Genomic DNA, 13,749 nt, shown 5'->3' on the forward strand with positions numbered 1-13,749 from the left:
AGCGCCTGACAGGTCGCCTTCGCGAGCAAGCCCGCTCCCACATTTTGCCCTGTGTTCGCAGATCAATTGTGGGAGCGGGCTTGCTCGCGAAGGGGCCGGAAAGAACACCGCAAATATTGATTCCTGAACCCTTCCTGAAGAACTCCGAGATTGCCCCTGCAAGACTATGTAACGGGTTTACTCCCCAAACATCGGGGCGTAAGCTTCGCGCGTTTTCATCCATTACGGAGACCCACAGTGGGTACTTGTTCGAGTGACAGTTGTCGGCCGGTCTCGGTAACCGGCATTTTCTCGGCCAGATAACGCGCAGTCTCCTGTGCCGTTGTCTCGCCGACAAGCGAGCAGCGGCATCCTGATCATGGCCAGTCCCGGCCGTGTCCCGACGTCCCTCTCATCGACACTGAACAGTGCGTGGTTTCGACTTTTTGTCGTGGCCGCCGCTCTATCGACACGCCTGTCATTCGTGACCGGCGCGCCAGGCCTTGCTTTGCCGGTTGTTCCGGCGGCAGAGGCGTGGACCTGCCTGCTCGACGGTTTCCCGGCTGACCAAAGGGGCACCAGCCATGAAACTTACCCTCAAGGAATTCTTCGCAGGCTTCCTGCGTAACCGCCACATCGCCCGGCACTTCCGTCGCCTGGCGTTGCTGGAAACCTTCACCGACACCACGGTCAGCCGTGAAGTCCCGCCCACCCTGGCGCAAACCCTGGTCAACGCTGCCGGCAGCGACACTGGCCAGTTGCTTGACACACTCGGCTCTCACACCGATGGCTTGAGCGAGCCTGCAGCCGATGCCCTGCGCGAGCAGTTCGGCCTCAATGAAGTCGAGCACGAACAACCGCTGCCCTGGTGGACGCACCTGTGGCACTGCTACAAGAATCCGTTCAACCTGCTGCTGACACTGCTGGCGGTCATCTCCTGGCTGACCGAAGACATGAAAGCCGCCATCGTGATTTTCTCCATGGTGGTGCTCTCGACCTTGCTGCGTTTCTGGCAGGAAACCAAATCCAATCAGGCCGCCGATGCCCTCAAGGCCATGGTCAGCAACACGGCCACAGTGATGCGCAGGGACCTTGAGAACCACAGCGCGCAGCGCATCGAACTGCCAATCAAACAACTGGTGCCGGGCGACCTGATCGTGCTGTCTGCCGGGGACATGATTCCCGCCGATTGCCGGGTGCTCAGCGCCAAGGACCTGTTCGTCAGCCAGGCGGCCATGACCGGCGAATCGATGCCGGTGGAAAAATTTCCCCGGCAGCAGGACCGCGACACGCAGAACCCGCTGGACCTGGACAACATCCTGTTCATGGGCACCAACGTGGTGTCCGGCACGGCCATGGCGGTGATCCTCGCCACCGGCAACTGCACATATTTCGGTGCGCTGGCCCAGCGGGTCGGTGCGACGGATCGCGCGCCGACTTCGTTCCAGACCGGCGTCAACAAAGTCAGCTGGCTGTTGATTCGCTTCATGTTCGTGATGGCGCCGCTGGTGTTGTTCATCAACGGTTTCACCAAGGGCGACTGGACCGAAGCGCTGCTTTTCGCACTGTCGATTGCCGTGGGCCTGACCCCGGAGATGCTGCCGATGATCGTCACCTCGACCCTGGCCAAGGGCGCGGTGTTCCTGTCGCGCAAGAAAGTCATCGTCAAACGCCTCGACGCGATCCAGAACTTCGGCGCCATGGACGTGCTGTGCACCGACAAGACCGGCACCCTGACCCAGGACAAGATCTTCCTGGCGCGCAACGTCGACGTCTGGGGCAACGACTCGGATGACGTGCTGGAAATGGCCTACCTCAACAGCTACTACCAGACCGGTCTGAAAAACCTGCTGGATGTGGCGGTGCTGGAACACGTCGAAATCCACCGTGAACTGAAAGTCGGCACGGCGTTTCGCAAGGTCGACGAGATTCCGTTCGACTTCACTCGCCGGCGCATGTCGGTGGTGGTCGCCGAGCGCGATCAACCGCACCTGTTGATCTGCAAGGGGGCGGTGGAGGAAGTGTTGGCGGTCTGCTCGCGGGTGCGCCATGGCGAAGTCGATGAAGCCTTGAGCGAAGAGCTGCTGGCGCGCATCCGTCAGGTCACGGCCACCTACAACGCCGAGGGCCTGCGGGTGGTGGCGGTAGCGGCACGGCCAATGGTCGAAGGCCGCGACACCTACAGCCTGGCCGATGAACAGGCCCTGACGCTGATCGGTTATGTGGCCTTTCTCGATCCGCCGAAAGAAAGCACCGCGCCGGCCCTCAAGGCGCTGGCGGCCCATGGCGTGGCGGTGAAAGTGCTGACCGGCGACAACGAACGGGTGACGGCAAAGATCTGCCGCGAAGTCGGCCTGGAACAGCAGGGTCTGCTGATGGGCAACGATATCGAGCGCATGACGGATGCCGAGCTGGCGAAAGCCGTAGAGACCACCAACGTCTTCGCCAAACTGACGCCGTCGCACAAGGAACGCATCGTCCGTCTGCTCAAGGGTAACGGCCATGTGGTCGGTTTCATGGGCGACGGCATCAACGACGCCCCGGCCCTGCGCACGGCCGACATCGGAATTTCCGTGGACAGTGCCGTGGACATCGCCAAGGAGGCGGCCGACATCATCCTGCTGGAAAAGAGCCTGATGGTGCTGGAGGAGGGCGTGCTGGAAGGGCGCCGGACCTTCGCCAACATGCTCAAGTACATCAAGATGACCGCCAGTTCGAACTTCGGCAACGTGTTCTCGGTGCTGGTGGCCAGTGCGTTCATCCCCTTTCTGCCGATGCTGCCGATGCACCTGCTGGTGCAGAACCTGCTCTACGACATTTCGCAGATCGCCATTCCGTTCGATAACGTCGACGACGAGATGCTCAAGCAACCGCAGCGCTGGCAGCCGGCGGATGTCGGGCGCTTCATGCTGTTTTTCGGGCCGATCAGTTCGATCTTCGACATCACCACGTTCGCCTTGATGTGGTACGTGTTCGATGCCAGCACCCCGGATCACCAGACCCTGTTCCAGTCCGGCTGGTTCGTGGTCGGGCTGCTGACCCAGACACTGATCGTGCACATGATCCGCACGCCGAAGATCCCGTTCCTGCAAAGCCGTGCGGCCATGCCGTTGCTGGTGATGACCGGGTTGATCATGGCCGTGGGGATTTTCCTGCCGATGGGCCCGCTGGCGCATTACTTCAAGTTGCAGGCGCTGCCGTCGCTGTACTTCGTGTTCCTGCCGGTGATCCTGCTGGCGTACATGGCGCTGACCCAGGCGGTGAAGGGGTTCTATATCCGGCGGTTTGGCTGGCAGTAATGCTGCCAGATGTAGGAGCGAGCTTGCTCGCGATGGTCGTTAACGATAACGCGTGTTTACTGGCTAAACGCGGCGCTCTTGAGACCATCGCGAGCAAGCTCGCTCCTACAGGGGATCGTGTATTTTTCAAGGATTTCATCATGCAAGCCATCAACAACCTCAACCTGACCTCTCTGCTCGACACCCTGGTCAGCCTCAGCGCGGCCTTCATCCTCGGTGGCCTGATCGGTTTCGAGCGCCAGTACCGGCAGCGCACCGCCGGCCTGCGCACCAACGTGCTGGTGGCGGTGGGCGCGGCGATTTTCGTCGACATGGCCAACCGGCTTGCCGGTGCCGATGGCGCCGTGCGGGTCGTGGCGTATGTGGTGTCCGGCATCGGTTTTCTCGGGGCCGGGGTGATCATGCGTGAAGAGGGCAATGTGCGCGGCCTCAATACCGCCGCCACCCTCTGGACCTCGGCGGCGGTCGGTGCCTGCGCCGGTGCCGACCTGCTGGCCGAGGCCTTGCTCGGCACGCTGTTCGTGCTGGCAGCCAACACCTTGCTGCGGCCGATCGTCAACAACATCAACCGTCAGCCGCTGGACGTGATTTCAGCGGAAGTCACCAACATCGTCTATGTCATCGCCCGGCGTACGCAGCAAAAAACCGTGCTGGCCTTGCTCGAAGCCGAGCTGGAGCGCAGCAACTATCCGGCCAGCGATGTCGATGTGCATGCCTTCGGCACGGATGAAATTGAAATCGAAGCCACCCTGGCGACCACCTCGGTCGATGGTGATGAACTGGATGCGCTGGTGGCCCGGATTTCGACCTCGAACCTGGTGGTGCAGGCGTTCTGGAGTCCGAGTACTACGGAGTGAAGGCCAAGGTTTCCCTGGCAATCGTCAGACTAACCGGTATTCATTTAGGAATATTCCTACATAAACCTGGGGGGGGCTACCGTAGGCTTTGCGACCTCTTGAAACCGACATCCTTTTGGAGGTCACCTTGCCGGATAAATCCTTGCGCATCCTGATCGCCGATGCGCAGCACTTCAATCGCCTGCGGATCGAGCGGCTGTTCAACCAGCTGGGCTACTTTCGGGTGGCGCCGGTGCACAGCCTCGACGAGCTCCTTCCACTGGTGGAGTACGCTGGCGAGCCTCTGGACCTGGTGCTCGTCAATGGGGCGATGGCCAGTGAAGGGCTGGACCTGTTCAGTTTCCTGGCCGACAACCCGCAGGTTCATCACGGGTTTATCTTCAATGAACAGCAGGCGCCGGTGCCTCCCGTCGCGGGCAAGTTCAAGGTTAGCCAGGCTGCTTTGCCTGACCTGGCGTCAATTACGCAGTTGATGAGCACTGTCGATCGTCGTCTGCCGTTCGTCGGAACTGTCATTTCTGTCAGGTAGTTCTTTCAAGCCTTCCATGCAAGAGTCTATGCGCAGCGTTGTGCCCAACCGCTGCGGTGCCTGGAGGGCATTTTTTGCCCGATCGTGTTGTTTTGCACGGGAGTTGTCATGAAGTCAGCACTGATTGTGGAAGATCATCCGGTGGTTCGCTCCATGATCAAACTCATACTCAAGGGTGAAGGGTTCACGCGGATTTACGAGGCCTCCCGTGGCGATGAGGTCCTGTCGTTGATCCGGGAGCATCAACCGGATGTCGTGCTGCTTGATCTGGGTCTTCCCGGGGTGGCGGGGCTTGAGGTGATGGATCGCATAAAGGCTGAAAACACCCGATGTCGCGTGGTGGTGTTCACCTCGCTGGAGGCGCAGTTTTATCAGGACCGCTGCATGCGCGCCGGGGCTGTGGCCTATGTTTCCAAGAGCAAGGACCTGGATGACTTGAAGGCGGCGGTGAATTCGGTGATGGCCGGCTACACCTATTTCGCCCAGACCCCCTCGAGCTCCGTGGCGATGGGACAGTTGCAACGCAGTGAAAAGCAGTTGATCGACAAACTCTCCAATCGTGAACTGACCATTCTGCAGTACCTGGCCCGGGGCTCGAAAAACCTGGAGATCGCCGAGATCATGCACCTGAGCTACAAGACGGTCAGTACCTACAAGACCCGGCTCATCCTCAAGCTCAACATGAGCTCGTCGGTGCACTTGAGGGATTTCGCCCTGCGCAATCATCTGATCTGAATGAACGTTCTCCGACGACTGGCTGGTTGGGTGCTGACGGGCCTTCTTCTTTGGGTACCGACGGTCTGTGCGCAACAGTCGTTGACCCTGTTGGGACGCTCGAGTGCCGAAGGTCTGAGCGTCAGGTTGTCGGACACCGAGTTACGCTGGCTGCAGCAAAAGGGCAAATTGGTGCTGGCTGTCTCGGGGCCGGACTATCCCCCCTTCGAGTTCAATACGGTGGGCAAGGTGTTCGAAGGCGTGACAGCCGATTACGCCGGGTTGCTCGAACAGTTGTTGAACGTCGACATAGAGGTTCACTGCTATCCGTCGCGAGCCGACGCGGTGCAGGCCATCAAGGAGGGGCGGGCAGACCTTCTGGGAACCGCCAATCGATATGAAGCCGAGGACCCACAGTTACAGATGTCCAGTGCCTACGCGGTCGATCAACCGGTGCTGGTCACCCGCACCGATTCCCCTCCGGTGCTTGACTCGACTCTGGCTGGCCAGCGGTTGGTGATGCTGTATCACTACTTGCCCGAATACAGCGTGCAACAGTTCTATTCCAAGGCGCAGGTCCAGCTGTTTCCCTCGACACTGGCGGCGATGGGGGCCGTGGCTTTCGGCCAGGCCGATGTCTATCTGGGCGATGCGATCAATGCCCACTACCTGATCAGCAGGAACTACCTGAACAACGTGCAACTGACCGACTTCTCGCCCATGGAGTCCGGGCGCTTTGCCTTCGCGATGACCCGCGACAACGTTTCGCTGTTGCGCATCGTCAACAAGGCTTTGGCGGCCATCACCCCCAATGAACAGATGAACATTCTGCGTCGCTGGGGGGGCAATGGCGCATCTATCCACGGCACCCGGTCATTGCAGTTGAGTGTGGCGGAACAGCACTGGCTCGAACGCCACCCGCGGGTGAGGGTGGCGATCAACGACAATATTCCGCCGATTTCATTTATCGACAGCGAAGGCAAGTTTCGCGGTATCAGCGTCGATGTGCTGGCGAAAATCACTTCGCGCACCGGGCTGCAATTTGACATCCAGAGCATGAAATCAGTGACTGAGATGGTGTCCGGCATCACCAGCGGGCAGATCGATGTGCTGGCCGGTATCGGCCTCAGTTCCCTGCGTGAGGATGAACTGCTGTTCACCCGGGCGTTTCTGAGCAGCCCTTCGGTGCTGGTGACCCGAGCGACCGGGGACAGCCCCAGGACACTGGAAGACATGGCGGGAAAAGCCCTGGCGCTGACCCAGGGCAACATTGCCGGCGAGTACCTTCGCCAGCATCACCCGCAGATCCAGCTGGTGGATGCACCACTGTCGACGGACGCTATGAAAATGGTCGCCCAGGGCAAGGTCCACGGCGGCATCAACTCCTTGATCAGCGCCCGTTACCTGATTTCCCGGCAGTATCGCGATCGCCTGCAGGTGACCAGCACCGTGGGTGCCAACCCTGTCCGAAGCACTCTGGCAACCAGTCGCGAGGCTACCGAACTGCATTCGATTCTGGATAAGGCGCTGTTAAGCATTCCTCCCGAAGAAATAGACGAACTGACTCAACCCTGGCGCTATGACTCGATGGTCGAGCAGAGTTACTGGCTGCGACACCGACAGGCGATCTTGCAGGCGTTTGCGCTGGCGGGTGTCTTGCTGTTGCTCGCGTTGGCCGGGATCGTCTGGCAGCGGCGGCAGATTCGCCAGCGTCAGCAATTGCTCGGGCAATTGCAGGAAGCCAAGGACGCGGCGGACGACGCCAACCGGGCCAAGACCACGTTCCTGGCCACCATGAGCCATGAGATTCGCACGCCGATGAATGCCTTGATCGGCATGCTCGAACTGGCGCTGAAACGGGCCGATGAAGGGGTGACCGACCGCGCCGCCATTGAGGTGGCGTCAAACGCCGGGCAGCAATTGCTGGATTTGATCGGCGACATTCTGGATGTCGCCCGGATCGAATCGGGGCATTTGTCGTTGGCGCCGGAGCGGGTCAACCTGCATGCGCTGGTGACATCGGTCTGCCGGGTTTTCGAAGGGCTGGCGATTCAGAAGAATCTGCAATGGCGGGTCGAGCTCGCCGAACACAGTGACCTTGATGTGATGCTCGATCCCGTGCGCTTCAAACAAGTGCTGTCCAATCTGCTGAGCAACGCCATCAAGTTCACCCGTGCAGGCCAGGTGAGCCTGACACTGCGAGTGCGGCCGCAAGCTGCGGCGCATCTCGCCGTCAGCGTACGGATCGAGGACAGCGGCATCGGCATCAGCGCTTTCGACCAGCAACGCCTGTTCAGCCCGTTCGTGCAGGCCGATAACAATCAGCAGACCGCCCGGCAAGGGTCCGGCCTGGGTCTGGTGATCAGTCGTACCCTGTGCGAAATGATGGGTGGGCAGTTGCATCTCGATAGTGAGCCTGGGCGCGGCACGCGGGTGGACATCAGCCTGATGCTGCCCGCCCTGCAAGCGTTGCCCGCGGGGGGGATGCCCCAGGACTCGGCGCAGCTCACGACCCGGGCGTTGTCGATCCTGGTGGTTGACGATTACCCGGCCAATCGCCTGCTGCTCTCGCGGCAGTTGAGCTATCTGGGCCACAGTGTGGTGCTGGCGGAGGACGGGGCGCAGGGGCTTGAACAGTGGCGCGGACAGAGTTTCGAACAGAGTTTCGAACTGGTCATTACCGACTGCAACATGCCGGTGCTCAGCGGTTACGAATTGGCGGGCGCAATACGTGAGCAAGAGCGGCTGCAGGGGCTTTCGCCGACGCTGATTCTGGGCTTTACCGCCAATGCGCAGGCCGAGGAGAAAACCCGCTGTCAGGCGGCGGGCATGGACGATTGCCTGTTCAAACCCATTCGCCTGGTGGATTTGCAGGCGTGGCTGGCCCAGCGCTTTTCCAGCGCCCCTCCGGCGGCAAATGACGACCCAGGCTTGGCCGAGTTCGACTTGAGCGGGCTGGAGCGCTATGCGGATATTGACCCTGAGCTGATCGATCAACTGCTGCACGATCTGGCGCTGACCAACCGTGAGGACCGCGTGCATTTGCTGGCCTTGCACGCCAGCGACAACCGCCCGGGTTTGCAGACACTGGCACACCGGATCAAGGGCGGGGCGCTGATGGTGCAAGCGCTTGGCCTGGTCGAGTGTTGCGAACAACTGGAGCGGGCGTGCAATGACGGCCGCGCGGCACTGATCGACGACGCCGTCGACCAGTTGCAGCAAGCCATGGCCCGCCTGGACCTGCGTCTCGAACAGGACTGAGGTTCAATCCCAGTTCGGTGCGATGCCATTGGGGCTGGTCAACCGGTGGCCGCGATCCAGCGTTGCGATCAAGGCCATGTCGGCCTCGCTCAAGGTCAGTTCGCGAGCCTTCAGGTTGCTTTCGAGGTTGGCCCGGCGAGTGGACGACGGGATCACCGAGTAGCCCGATTGCATGGCCCACGCCAGGGTGACCTGAGCCGGCGTCGCTTGCAGGCGTTCGGCGATCTGCTGGATGAGCGGGTCCTTGAGGACTTCACCGTAAGCCAGAGTCATGTAGGACGTGATGCCAATGCCCTGGCTCTGCGCGAATGCGACGACCTTGCGGTTTTGCAGGTACGGGTGCAGTTCGATCTGGTTCGTGGTGATGTGCTCGGCGCCGATGGCCGCAACCGCCTGTTTCATCAGGTCGATGGTGAAGTTGGACACGCCGATCTGCCGGGTCAGGCCCATGCGTTTGGCTTCCAGCAGGGCGCCCATGAACGCTGCGACAGGCACTTGATCGTCCGGCGAAGGCCAGTGGATCAGGGTCAGGTCCAGGTAATCGGTCTGCAGTTTGCCCAGGCTTTCCTTCAGGCTGTCGATCAGTCGATCACCGGCCAGGTTGGCGACCCAGATCTTGCTGGTGATGAACAGGTCTTCCCGGGCGATGCCGCTGGCGGCGATAGCCTCGCCGACCTCGGCTTCGTTCTCGTAGATTTGTGCGGTATCGATCACCCGGTAACCGAGCGCCAGGGCGGTGCTCACCGAATCGATGAGCACCTGGCCTTGCAAGCGAAACGTACCCAGGCCGAAGGCGGGAATGGACATTGATGACTCCAGAGGTTGCAGTGGGAATGGGCGGCAGTATCCGCGCCTGCATCCGTGAGAAAAACCGCTGGATTGGCAAAGCAATGTTTACCGCAAATCAAGAATCATCGGCAGTCTGGTGGGGTGATGGTGTCTGATCCGACGCCTTCGCGAGCAAGCCCGCTCCCACATTTGGAATGCATTCCCCATGTGTGGGCTTGCTCGCGAAGGTGGCGACTCGGTCTGAAGCCCTACCCCCGAGGTTCAAGAATCATGCAAGTGGTGGTCCCCGTCGCATACAACCGCCCCTCCACATCATAAATCCGCCCCTCGGCCAGCGCCGTCGAGCGACCCAAGTGCACAATCTTGCCCTCGGCACGCACCGGTCCACTGGCGTTGTTCAACGCGCGGACGTAGCTGATGCGCAGATCCAGCGTGGTGTAACCCTGGCCTTTTTTCAGTTGTGTATGGACCGCGCAACCCATGCATGAATCAAGCAAGGTTGCGGCATAACCGCCGTGGACGGTGCCTAGCGGGTTGTAGTGCCGGGCATCCGGCGTGCCCTGGAAGATGAACAGCCCGGCCGACCATTCGATGGGGATGAAATCCATCAGTGTGCCAATCGGCGGGGAGGGCAATTCGCCGTTGCCGATGCCTTCGAAAAACTCGGCGGGGGACAATGCGCTGACCTCGGCCATGGACAGACTGCCGGGCCCGGCGAGGCGGGCGCGCATGGCTTGTTCCTGGGCGATCCATTGGGCGAGGGTGGCGTCGCGGTTAGGGCTTTGCATGACGGAGTCCTCGGTGGGCTAAATATTATGGGTGTAATCAAATTGAATATTATGCCCGAAATAAAATCTCCGCTACCCCCCCAATCTACTTGCCGCTTTCAGCTCAAAGCTTGCCGCTGCCTTCAAGCAATATCACTGCGGCTGAATTCCTCCCCGAGAAAATCGATCAAGGTGCGCACCGACGGCAGCAACCCCCGACGCGAGGGGAAGATCGCATGGATCACACCGCTCTTCGGTGCCCAGCCCGGCACCAGTTCCACCAGTTGCCCGGCAGCGATTTCATCGCGTACCACCACGCTGGGCAGGTGCACGATGCCGATCCCGGCGACTGCCGCATGGCGCAAGGCCAACAGGTCATCGGTGACCATGCGCGGGGCATGCCGGATCATCGCCGTGCTGCCATCGGCGCCGAACAGTTCCCACTGATATTCGCGCTGCGCCGCGCCCCAGTGCAGGCTCGGCAGGCCGCTGAGGTCGGCCGGGGAGGCCGGTGTCGACAGGCGCGATAAAAAGGCCGGGCTGCCGACCACGCTCTGGGTACTGTTGCCCAGCACCTTCATCACCATGTCGGTGTTTTCCAGCGGTGGAAAGCGTACCCGCAGGGCAATGTCGAAGCCTTCGTGAATCAGGTCGACCCGGCGGTTGGTGCTCTCGATGAACACTTCCACCAACGGGTACTTGAGCATGTAACGGGTCAGCATCGGCCCGACCCAGGTGTTGAGCAGCGCCGTCGGGCAACTGATACGCACCATGCCCTGAGGCTCGGAGCGGTTGCGCTCGATCAGTTCGGCGGCGCTTTCCGCCTCCACCCGCATGGCCAGGCAGCGCTGGTAATACGCCTGGCCGATTTCCGTCAATGAGCAATGCCGGCTGGTGCGGTGCAGCAGGCGCACGCCGAGGCGTTCTTCAAGCTCGGCAATGCGTCGGCTGAGCTTCGACTTGGGCATGTCCAGTGCCCGACCGGCTGCGGCGAAACCGTGATGCTCCACCACCTGGGTGAAGTAGTAGAGGGTGTTGAGGTCTTCCACCATCGTTCTCCAGATAGAACGCTAAAGCTGATTTTTGCAGTCTAGCGCAGCAAAGGTCACGGTTTTAAGCTTTGTCCATGGCTTTACCCCCCTCATCAGGAGACACCATGAAAAACATCATCGGTATCTACACCAGTCCACGGACCCATTGGGTTGGCGACGGTTTTCCAGTACGCACGCTGTTTTCCTACGACAACCTGGGCAAACACATCAGCCCGTTCCTGTTGCTCGATCACGCCGGCCCCGCTGAATTCACCCCGACCACCGAACGACGTGGCGTTGGTCAGCATCCTCATCGTGGTTTCGAAACCGTGACTATCGTTTACAAGGGCGAACTGGAGCACCGGGATTCCACCGGCAGCGGCGGCAAGATCGGCCCCGGCGATGTGCAATGGATGACCGCTGCCTCGGGGATCCTGCACGAAGAGTTTCACTCCGACGGTTTCGCCAAAAGCGGCGGCACCCTGGAGATGGTGCAACTGTGGGTCAACCTGCCGGCCAGGGACAAAATGGCCGACCCCGGCTACCAGACGATTCTCGATGCTGACATCCCGAGCATCGCCTTGAAGGACAGCGCCGGCAGCCTGCGCCTGATCGCCGGTGAGTTCGACGGCCACAAGGGCCCGGCGCGCACCTTTACCCCGGTCGACCTGTGGGACATTCGTTTGAATGCCGGCAAGTCGCTCACCCTGGACCTGCATGAAGGGCGCAACACCGCACTGGTGGTCTTGCGTGGCACGGTTCAGGTCAATGGCCTGGAACCGGTGCGCCAGGGGCAACTCGCCCTGTTCGATCGCAAGGGCGATCAGATGACCCTCCAAGCCAGCGAAGACGCGGTGGTGTTGTTGCTCAGCGGCGAGCCGATCGACGAGCCGATCGTCGGTCACGGGCCGTTCGTGATGAACACCGAGCAAGAAATCCACCAGGCCTTCGCCGACTTCCAGTCCGGACGCTTCGGCCGGATGCACGCTTAATTCGCAGCGCTTCAACACCCGACTCTACACAGGATGAGTAGGCCGGTTTTCAGGCCAGGGATGGCTGTTGCCCAAAAGAAAGAGGAAACGCACATGAGTACTGTCTACGCGGCCAACTTCAACGGCCAGAAACCGACCATCGATCCCAATGACAGCGCGATGCTGTTGATCGATCACCAGAGCGGACTGTTCCAGATCGTCAAGGACATGGACGTGCCCCAACTGCGCGCTAACGCCATTGCCCTGGCCAAGGCCGCAACCTTGCTGAAGATGCCGGTGATCACCACGGCTTCCGTTCCCCAGGGGCCGAACGGGCCGTTGATCCCGGAAATCCACGAGGCCGCACCCCATGCGCGGTACGTGGCGCGCAAAGGCGAAATCAATGCCTGGGACAACCCGGAGTTTCATGCGGCGGTCAAAGCCACCGGCAAGAAAACCCTGGTGATCGCCGGCACCTTGACCAGCGTGTGCCTGGCGTTCCCGTCCATCGCCGCCGTGCATGAAGGCTACAAGGTGTTTGCGGTGGTCGACGCCTCCGGCAACCACTCGAAACTGGCCACTGACCTGACCGTTGCCCGCCTGGCCCAGGCCGGGGTAGTGCCGATCGACATCATGGCGACGCTCTCCGAACTGCAAGGCTCGTGGAACCGTCCGGATGCCGAGCAGTGGGCCGCTGTCTACGCCCAGGCCATGCCGCACTATCAATTGCTGATCGAGAGCTACCTCAAGGCCCAGCAAGTGGCGAACGAACACGAGGCGCTGGATTCCCAGCGCTAACCGAATCTGCATCGATAACCTGCGAGGATTACTGCAATGACTACTTCCTACAAGCGTCTGGACAAGGACAACGCCGCCGTTCTGCTGGTGGATCATCAGACCGGCCTGCTGTCGCTGGTACGCGACATCGATCCTGATCGCTTCAAGAACAATGTGCTGGCCCTGGCCGACCTGGCCAAGTACTTCAAGCTGCCGACCATCCTCACCACCAGTTTCGAAACCGGCCCCAACGGCCCGCTGGTGCCCGAGCTCAAGGCGCAGTTTCCGGACGCGCCGTACATCGCTCGTCCGGGCCAGATCAACGCCTGGGACAACGAGGACTTCGTCAAGGCGATCAAGGCCACCGGCAAGAAACAACTGATCATCGCCGGCGTAGTGACCGAAGTCTGCGTGGCGTTTCCGGCACTGTCGGCGCTGGCCGAAGGCTTTGATGTGTTCGTGGTCACCGACGCGTCCGGCACCTTCAACGAACTGACCCGCGAATCGGCCTGGAGCCGCATGACCGCCCAGGGTGCACAATTGATGACCTGGTTTGGCCTGGCCTGTGAACTGCACCGCGACTGGCGCAACGATATCGAAGGGTTGGGCACGCTGTTCTCCAACCATATTCCGGACTACCGCAACCTGATGACCAGCTACAGCACACTGACCAACAGCAAATAACTTCGGCACACGCATCCCCCCTGTGGGAGCGGGCTTGCTCGCGAAAGCGGTGTGTCAAACAACATAAACGTTGCCTGACACACTGAATTCG

General features: G+C 60.8%; 11 protein-coding genes. 8 read left to right on the plus strand and 3 right to left on the minus strand.

The features are described 5' to 3' along the window. The first annotated feature begins 563 nt into the window (after positions 1 to 563). The 5 genes from mgtA to BSF40_RS29745 all read left to right on the plus strand — a co-directional run bounded on the left by mgtA (position 564) and on the right by BSF40_RS29745 (position 8,639). Positions 564 to 3,278 carry a magnesium-translocating P-type ATPase gene (gene mgtA / locus BSF40_RS29725; protein WP_095968025.1) on the plus strand — a complete coding sequence of 905 codons (2,715 nt, stop codon included), beginning with the start codon at positions 564 to 566 and terminating at the stop codon, positions 3,276 to 3,278. Positions 3,279 to 3,418: 140 nt separating this feature from the next. Further along, entirely contained in the window at positions 3,419 to 4,135 is a 717-nt protein-coding gene (locus BSF40_RS29730; RefSeq protein WP_015094175.1) for an MgtC/SapB family protein, read from the plus strand. A 127-nt stretch (positions 4,136 to 4,262) separates the two neighbouring features. After that, positions 4,263 to 4,664 (plus strand): chemotaxis protein CheY, encoded by a 402-nt coding sequence (locus BSF40_RS29735; protein ID WP_095968069.1) that lies wholly within the window; start codon positions 4,263 to 4,265, stop codon positions 4,662 to 4,664. A 108-nt stretch (positions 4,665 to 4,772) separates the two neighbouring features. After that, positions 4,773 to 5,399: a response regulator transcription factor gene (locus tag BSF40_RS29740; RefSeq protein ID WP_015094177.1), complete on the plus strand. Its 627-nt coding sequence runs from the start codon at positions 4,773 to 4,775 to the stop codon at positions 5,397 to 5,399. Continuing rightward, entirely contained in the window at positions 5,400 to 8,639 is a 3,240-nt protein-coding gene (locus BSF40_RS29745; RefSeq protein WP_095968026.1) for a transporter substrate-binding domain-containing protein, read from the plus strand. Between the two features lie 3 nt (positions 8,640 to 8,642). Here the strand turns inward: BSF40_RS29745 and dkgB are convergent, their stop codons facing one another. The 3 genes from dkgB to BSF40_RS29760 all read right to left on the minus strand — a co-directional run bounded on the left by dkgB (position 8,643) and on the right by BSF40_RS29760 (position 11,247). Further along, complete coding sequence (gene dkgB, locus BSF40_RS29750) at positions 8,643 to 9,446, minus strand: 2,5-didehydrogluconate reductase DkgB (protein ID WP_095968027.1); 804 nt, start codon at positions 9,444 to 9,446, stop codon at positions 8,643 to 8,645. 230 nt (positions 9,447 to 9,676) lie between these two features. Continuing rightward, positions 9,677 to 10,216, minus strand: a complete 540-nt coding sequence (locus tag BSF40_RS29755) for a PaaI family thioesterase (RefSeq protein WP_095968028.1) — start codon at positions 10,214 to 10,216, stop codon at positions 9,677 to 9,679. Between the two features lie 122 nt (positions 10,217 to 10,338). Next, positions 10,339 to 11,247, minus strand: coding sequence for a LysR family transcriptional regulator (locus tag BSF40_RS29760; RefSeq protein WP_095968029.1), 909 nt, complete (start codon positions 11,245 to 11,247; stop codon positions 10,339 to 10,341). A 104-nt stretch (positions 11,248 to 11,351) separates the two neighbouring features. Here BSF40_RS29760 and BSF40_RS29765 point away from each other — a divergent pair, with 104 nt between their 5' ends. From BSF40_RS29765 to ycaC, 3 genes are all read left to right on the plus strand, one after another. Further along, positions 11,352 to 12,218: a pirin family protein gene (locus BSF40_RS29765; RefSeq protein WP_095968030.1), complete on the plus strand. Its 867-nt coding sequence runs from the start codon at positions 11,352 to 11,354 to the stop codon at positions 12,216 to 12,218. A 93-nt stretch (positions 12,219 to 12,311) separates the two neighbouring features. Continuing rightward, complete coding sequence (locus BSF40_RS29770) at positions 12,312 to 12,995, plus strand: isochorismatase family protein (protein WP_095968031.1); 684 nt, start codon at positions 12,312 to 12,314, stop codon at positions 12,993 to 12,995. Between the two features lie 36 nt (positions 12,996 to 13,031). Then, positions 13,032 to 13,658: an isochorismate family cysteine hydrolase YcaC gene (gene ycaC, locus BSF40_RS29775; protein WP_007977984.1), complete on the plus strand. Its 627-nt coding sequence runs from the start codon at positions 13,032 to 13,034 to the stop codon at positions 13,656 to 13,658. Positions 13,659 to 13,749 lie beyond the last annotated feature (91 nt).

Origin of the sequence: Pseudomonas sp. ACN5 (assembly GCF_002303975.1) — a bacterium.
GTDB classification, from domain to species: domain Bacteria; phylum Pseudomonadota; class Gammaproteobacteria; order Pseudomonadales; family Pseudomonadaceae; genus Aquipseudomonas; species Aquipseudomonas laurylsulfatiphila.

What these genes read in the sequence shown, in the direction of transcription:
- mgtA (WP_095968025.1), top strand. Translation starts at nt 564, where the DNA reads ATGAAACTTACCCTCAAGGAATTCTTCGCAGGCTTCCTGCGTAACCGC.
- BSF40_RS29730 (WP_015094175.1), top strand. Translation starts at nt 3,419, where the DNA reads ATGCAAGCCATCAACAACCTCAACCTGACCTCTCTGCTCGACACCCTG.
- BSF40_RS29740 (WP_015094177.1), top strand. Translation starts at nt 4,773, where the DNA reads ATGAAGTCAGCACTGATTGTGGAAGATCATCCGGTGGTTCGCTCCATG.
- BSF40_RS29745 (WP_095968026.1), top strand. Translation starts at nt 5,400, where the DNA reads ATGAACGTTCTCCGACGACTGGCTGGTTGGGTGCTGACGGGCCTTCTT.
- dkgB (WP_095968027.1), bottom strand. Translation starts at nt 9,446, where the DNA reads ATGTCCATTCCCGCCTTCGGCCTGGGTACGTTTCGCTTGCAAGGCCAG.
- BSF40_RS29755 (WP_095968028.1), bottom strand. Translation starts at nt 10,216, where the DNA reads ATGCAAAGCCCTAACCGCGACGCCACCCTCGCCCAATGGATCGCCCAG.
- BSF40_RS29760 (WP_095968029.1), bottom strand. Translation starts at nt 11,247, where the DNA reads ATGGTGGAAGACCTCAACACCCTCTACTACTTCACCCAGGTGGTGGAG.
- BSF40_RS29765 (WP_095968030.1), top strand. Translation starts at nt 11,352, where the DNA reads ATGAAAAACATCATCGGTATCTACACCAGTCCACGGACCCATTGGGTT.
- BSF40_RS29770 (WP_095968031.1), top strand. Translation starts at nt 12,312, where the DNA reads ATGAGTACTGTCTACGCGGCCAACTTCAACGGCCAGAAACCGACCATC.
- ycaC (WP_007977984.1), top strand. Translation starts at nt 13,032, where the DNA reads ATGACTACTTCCTACAAGCGTCTGGACAAGGACAACGCCGCCGTTCTG.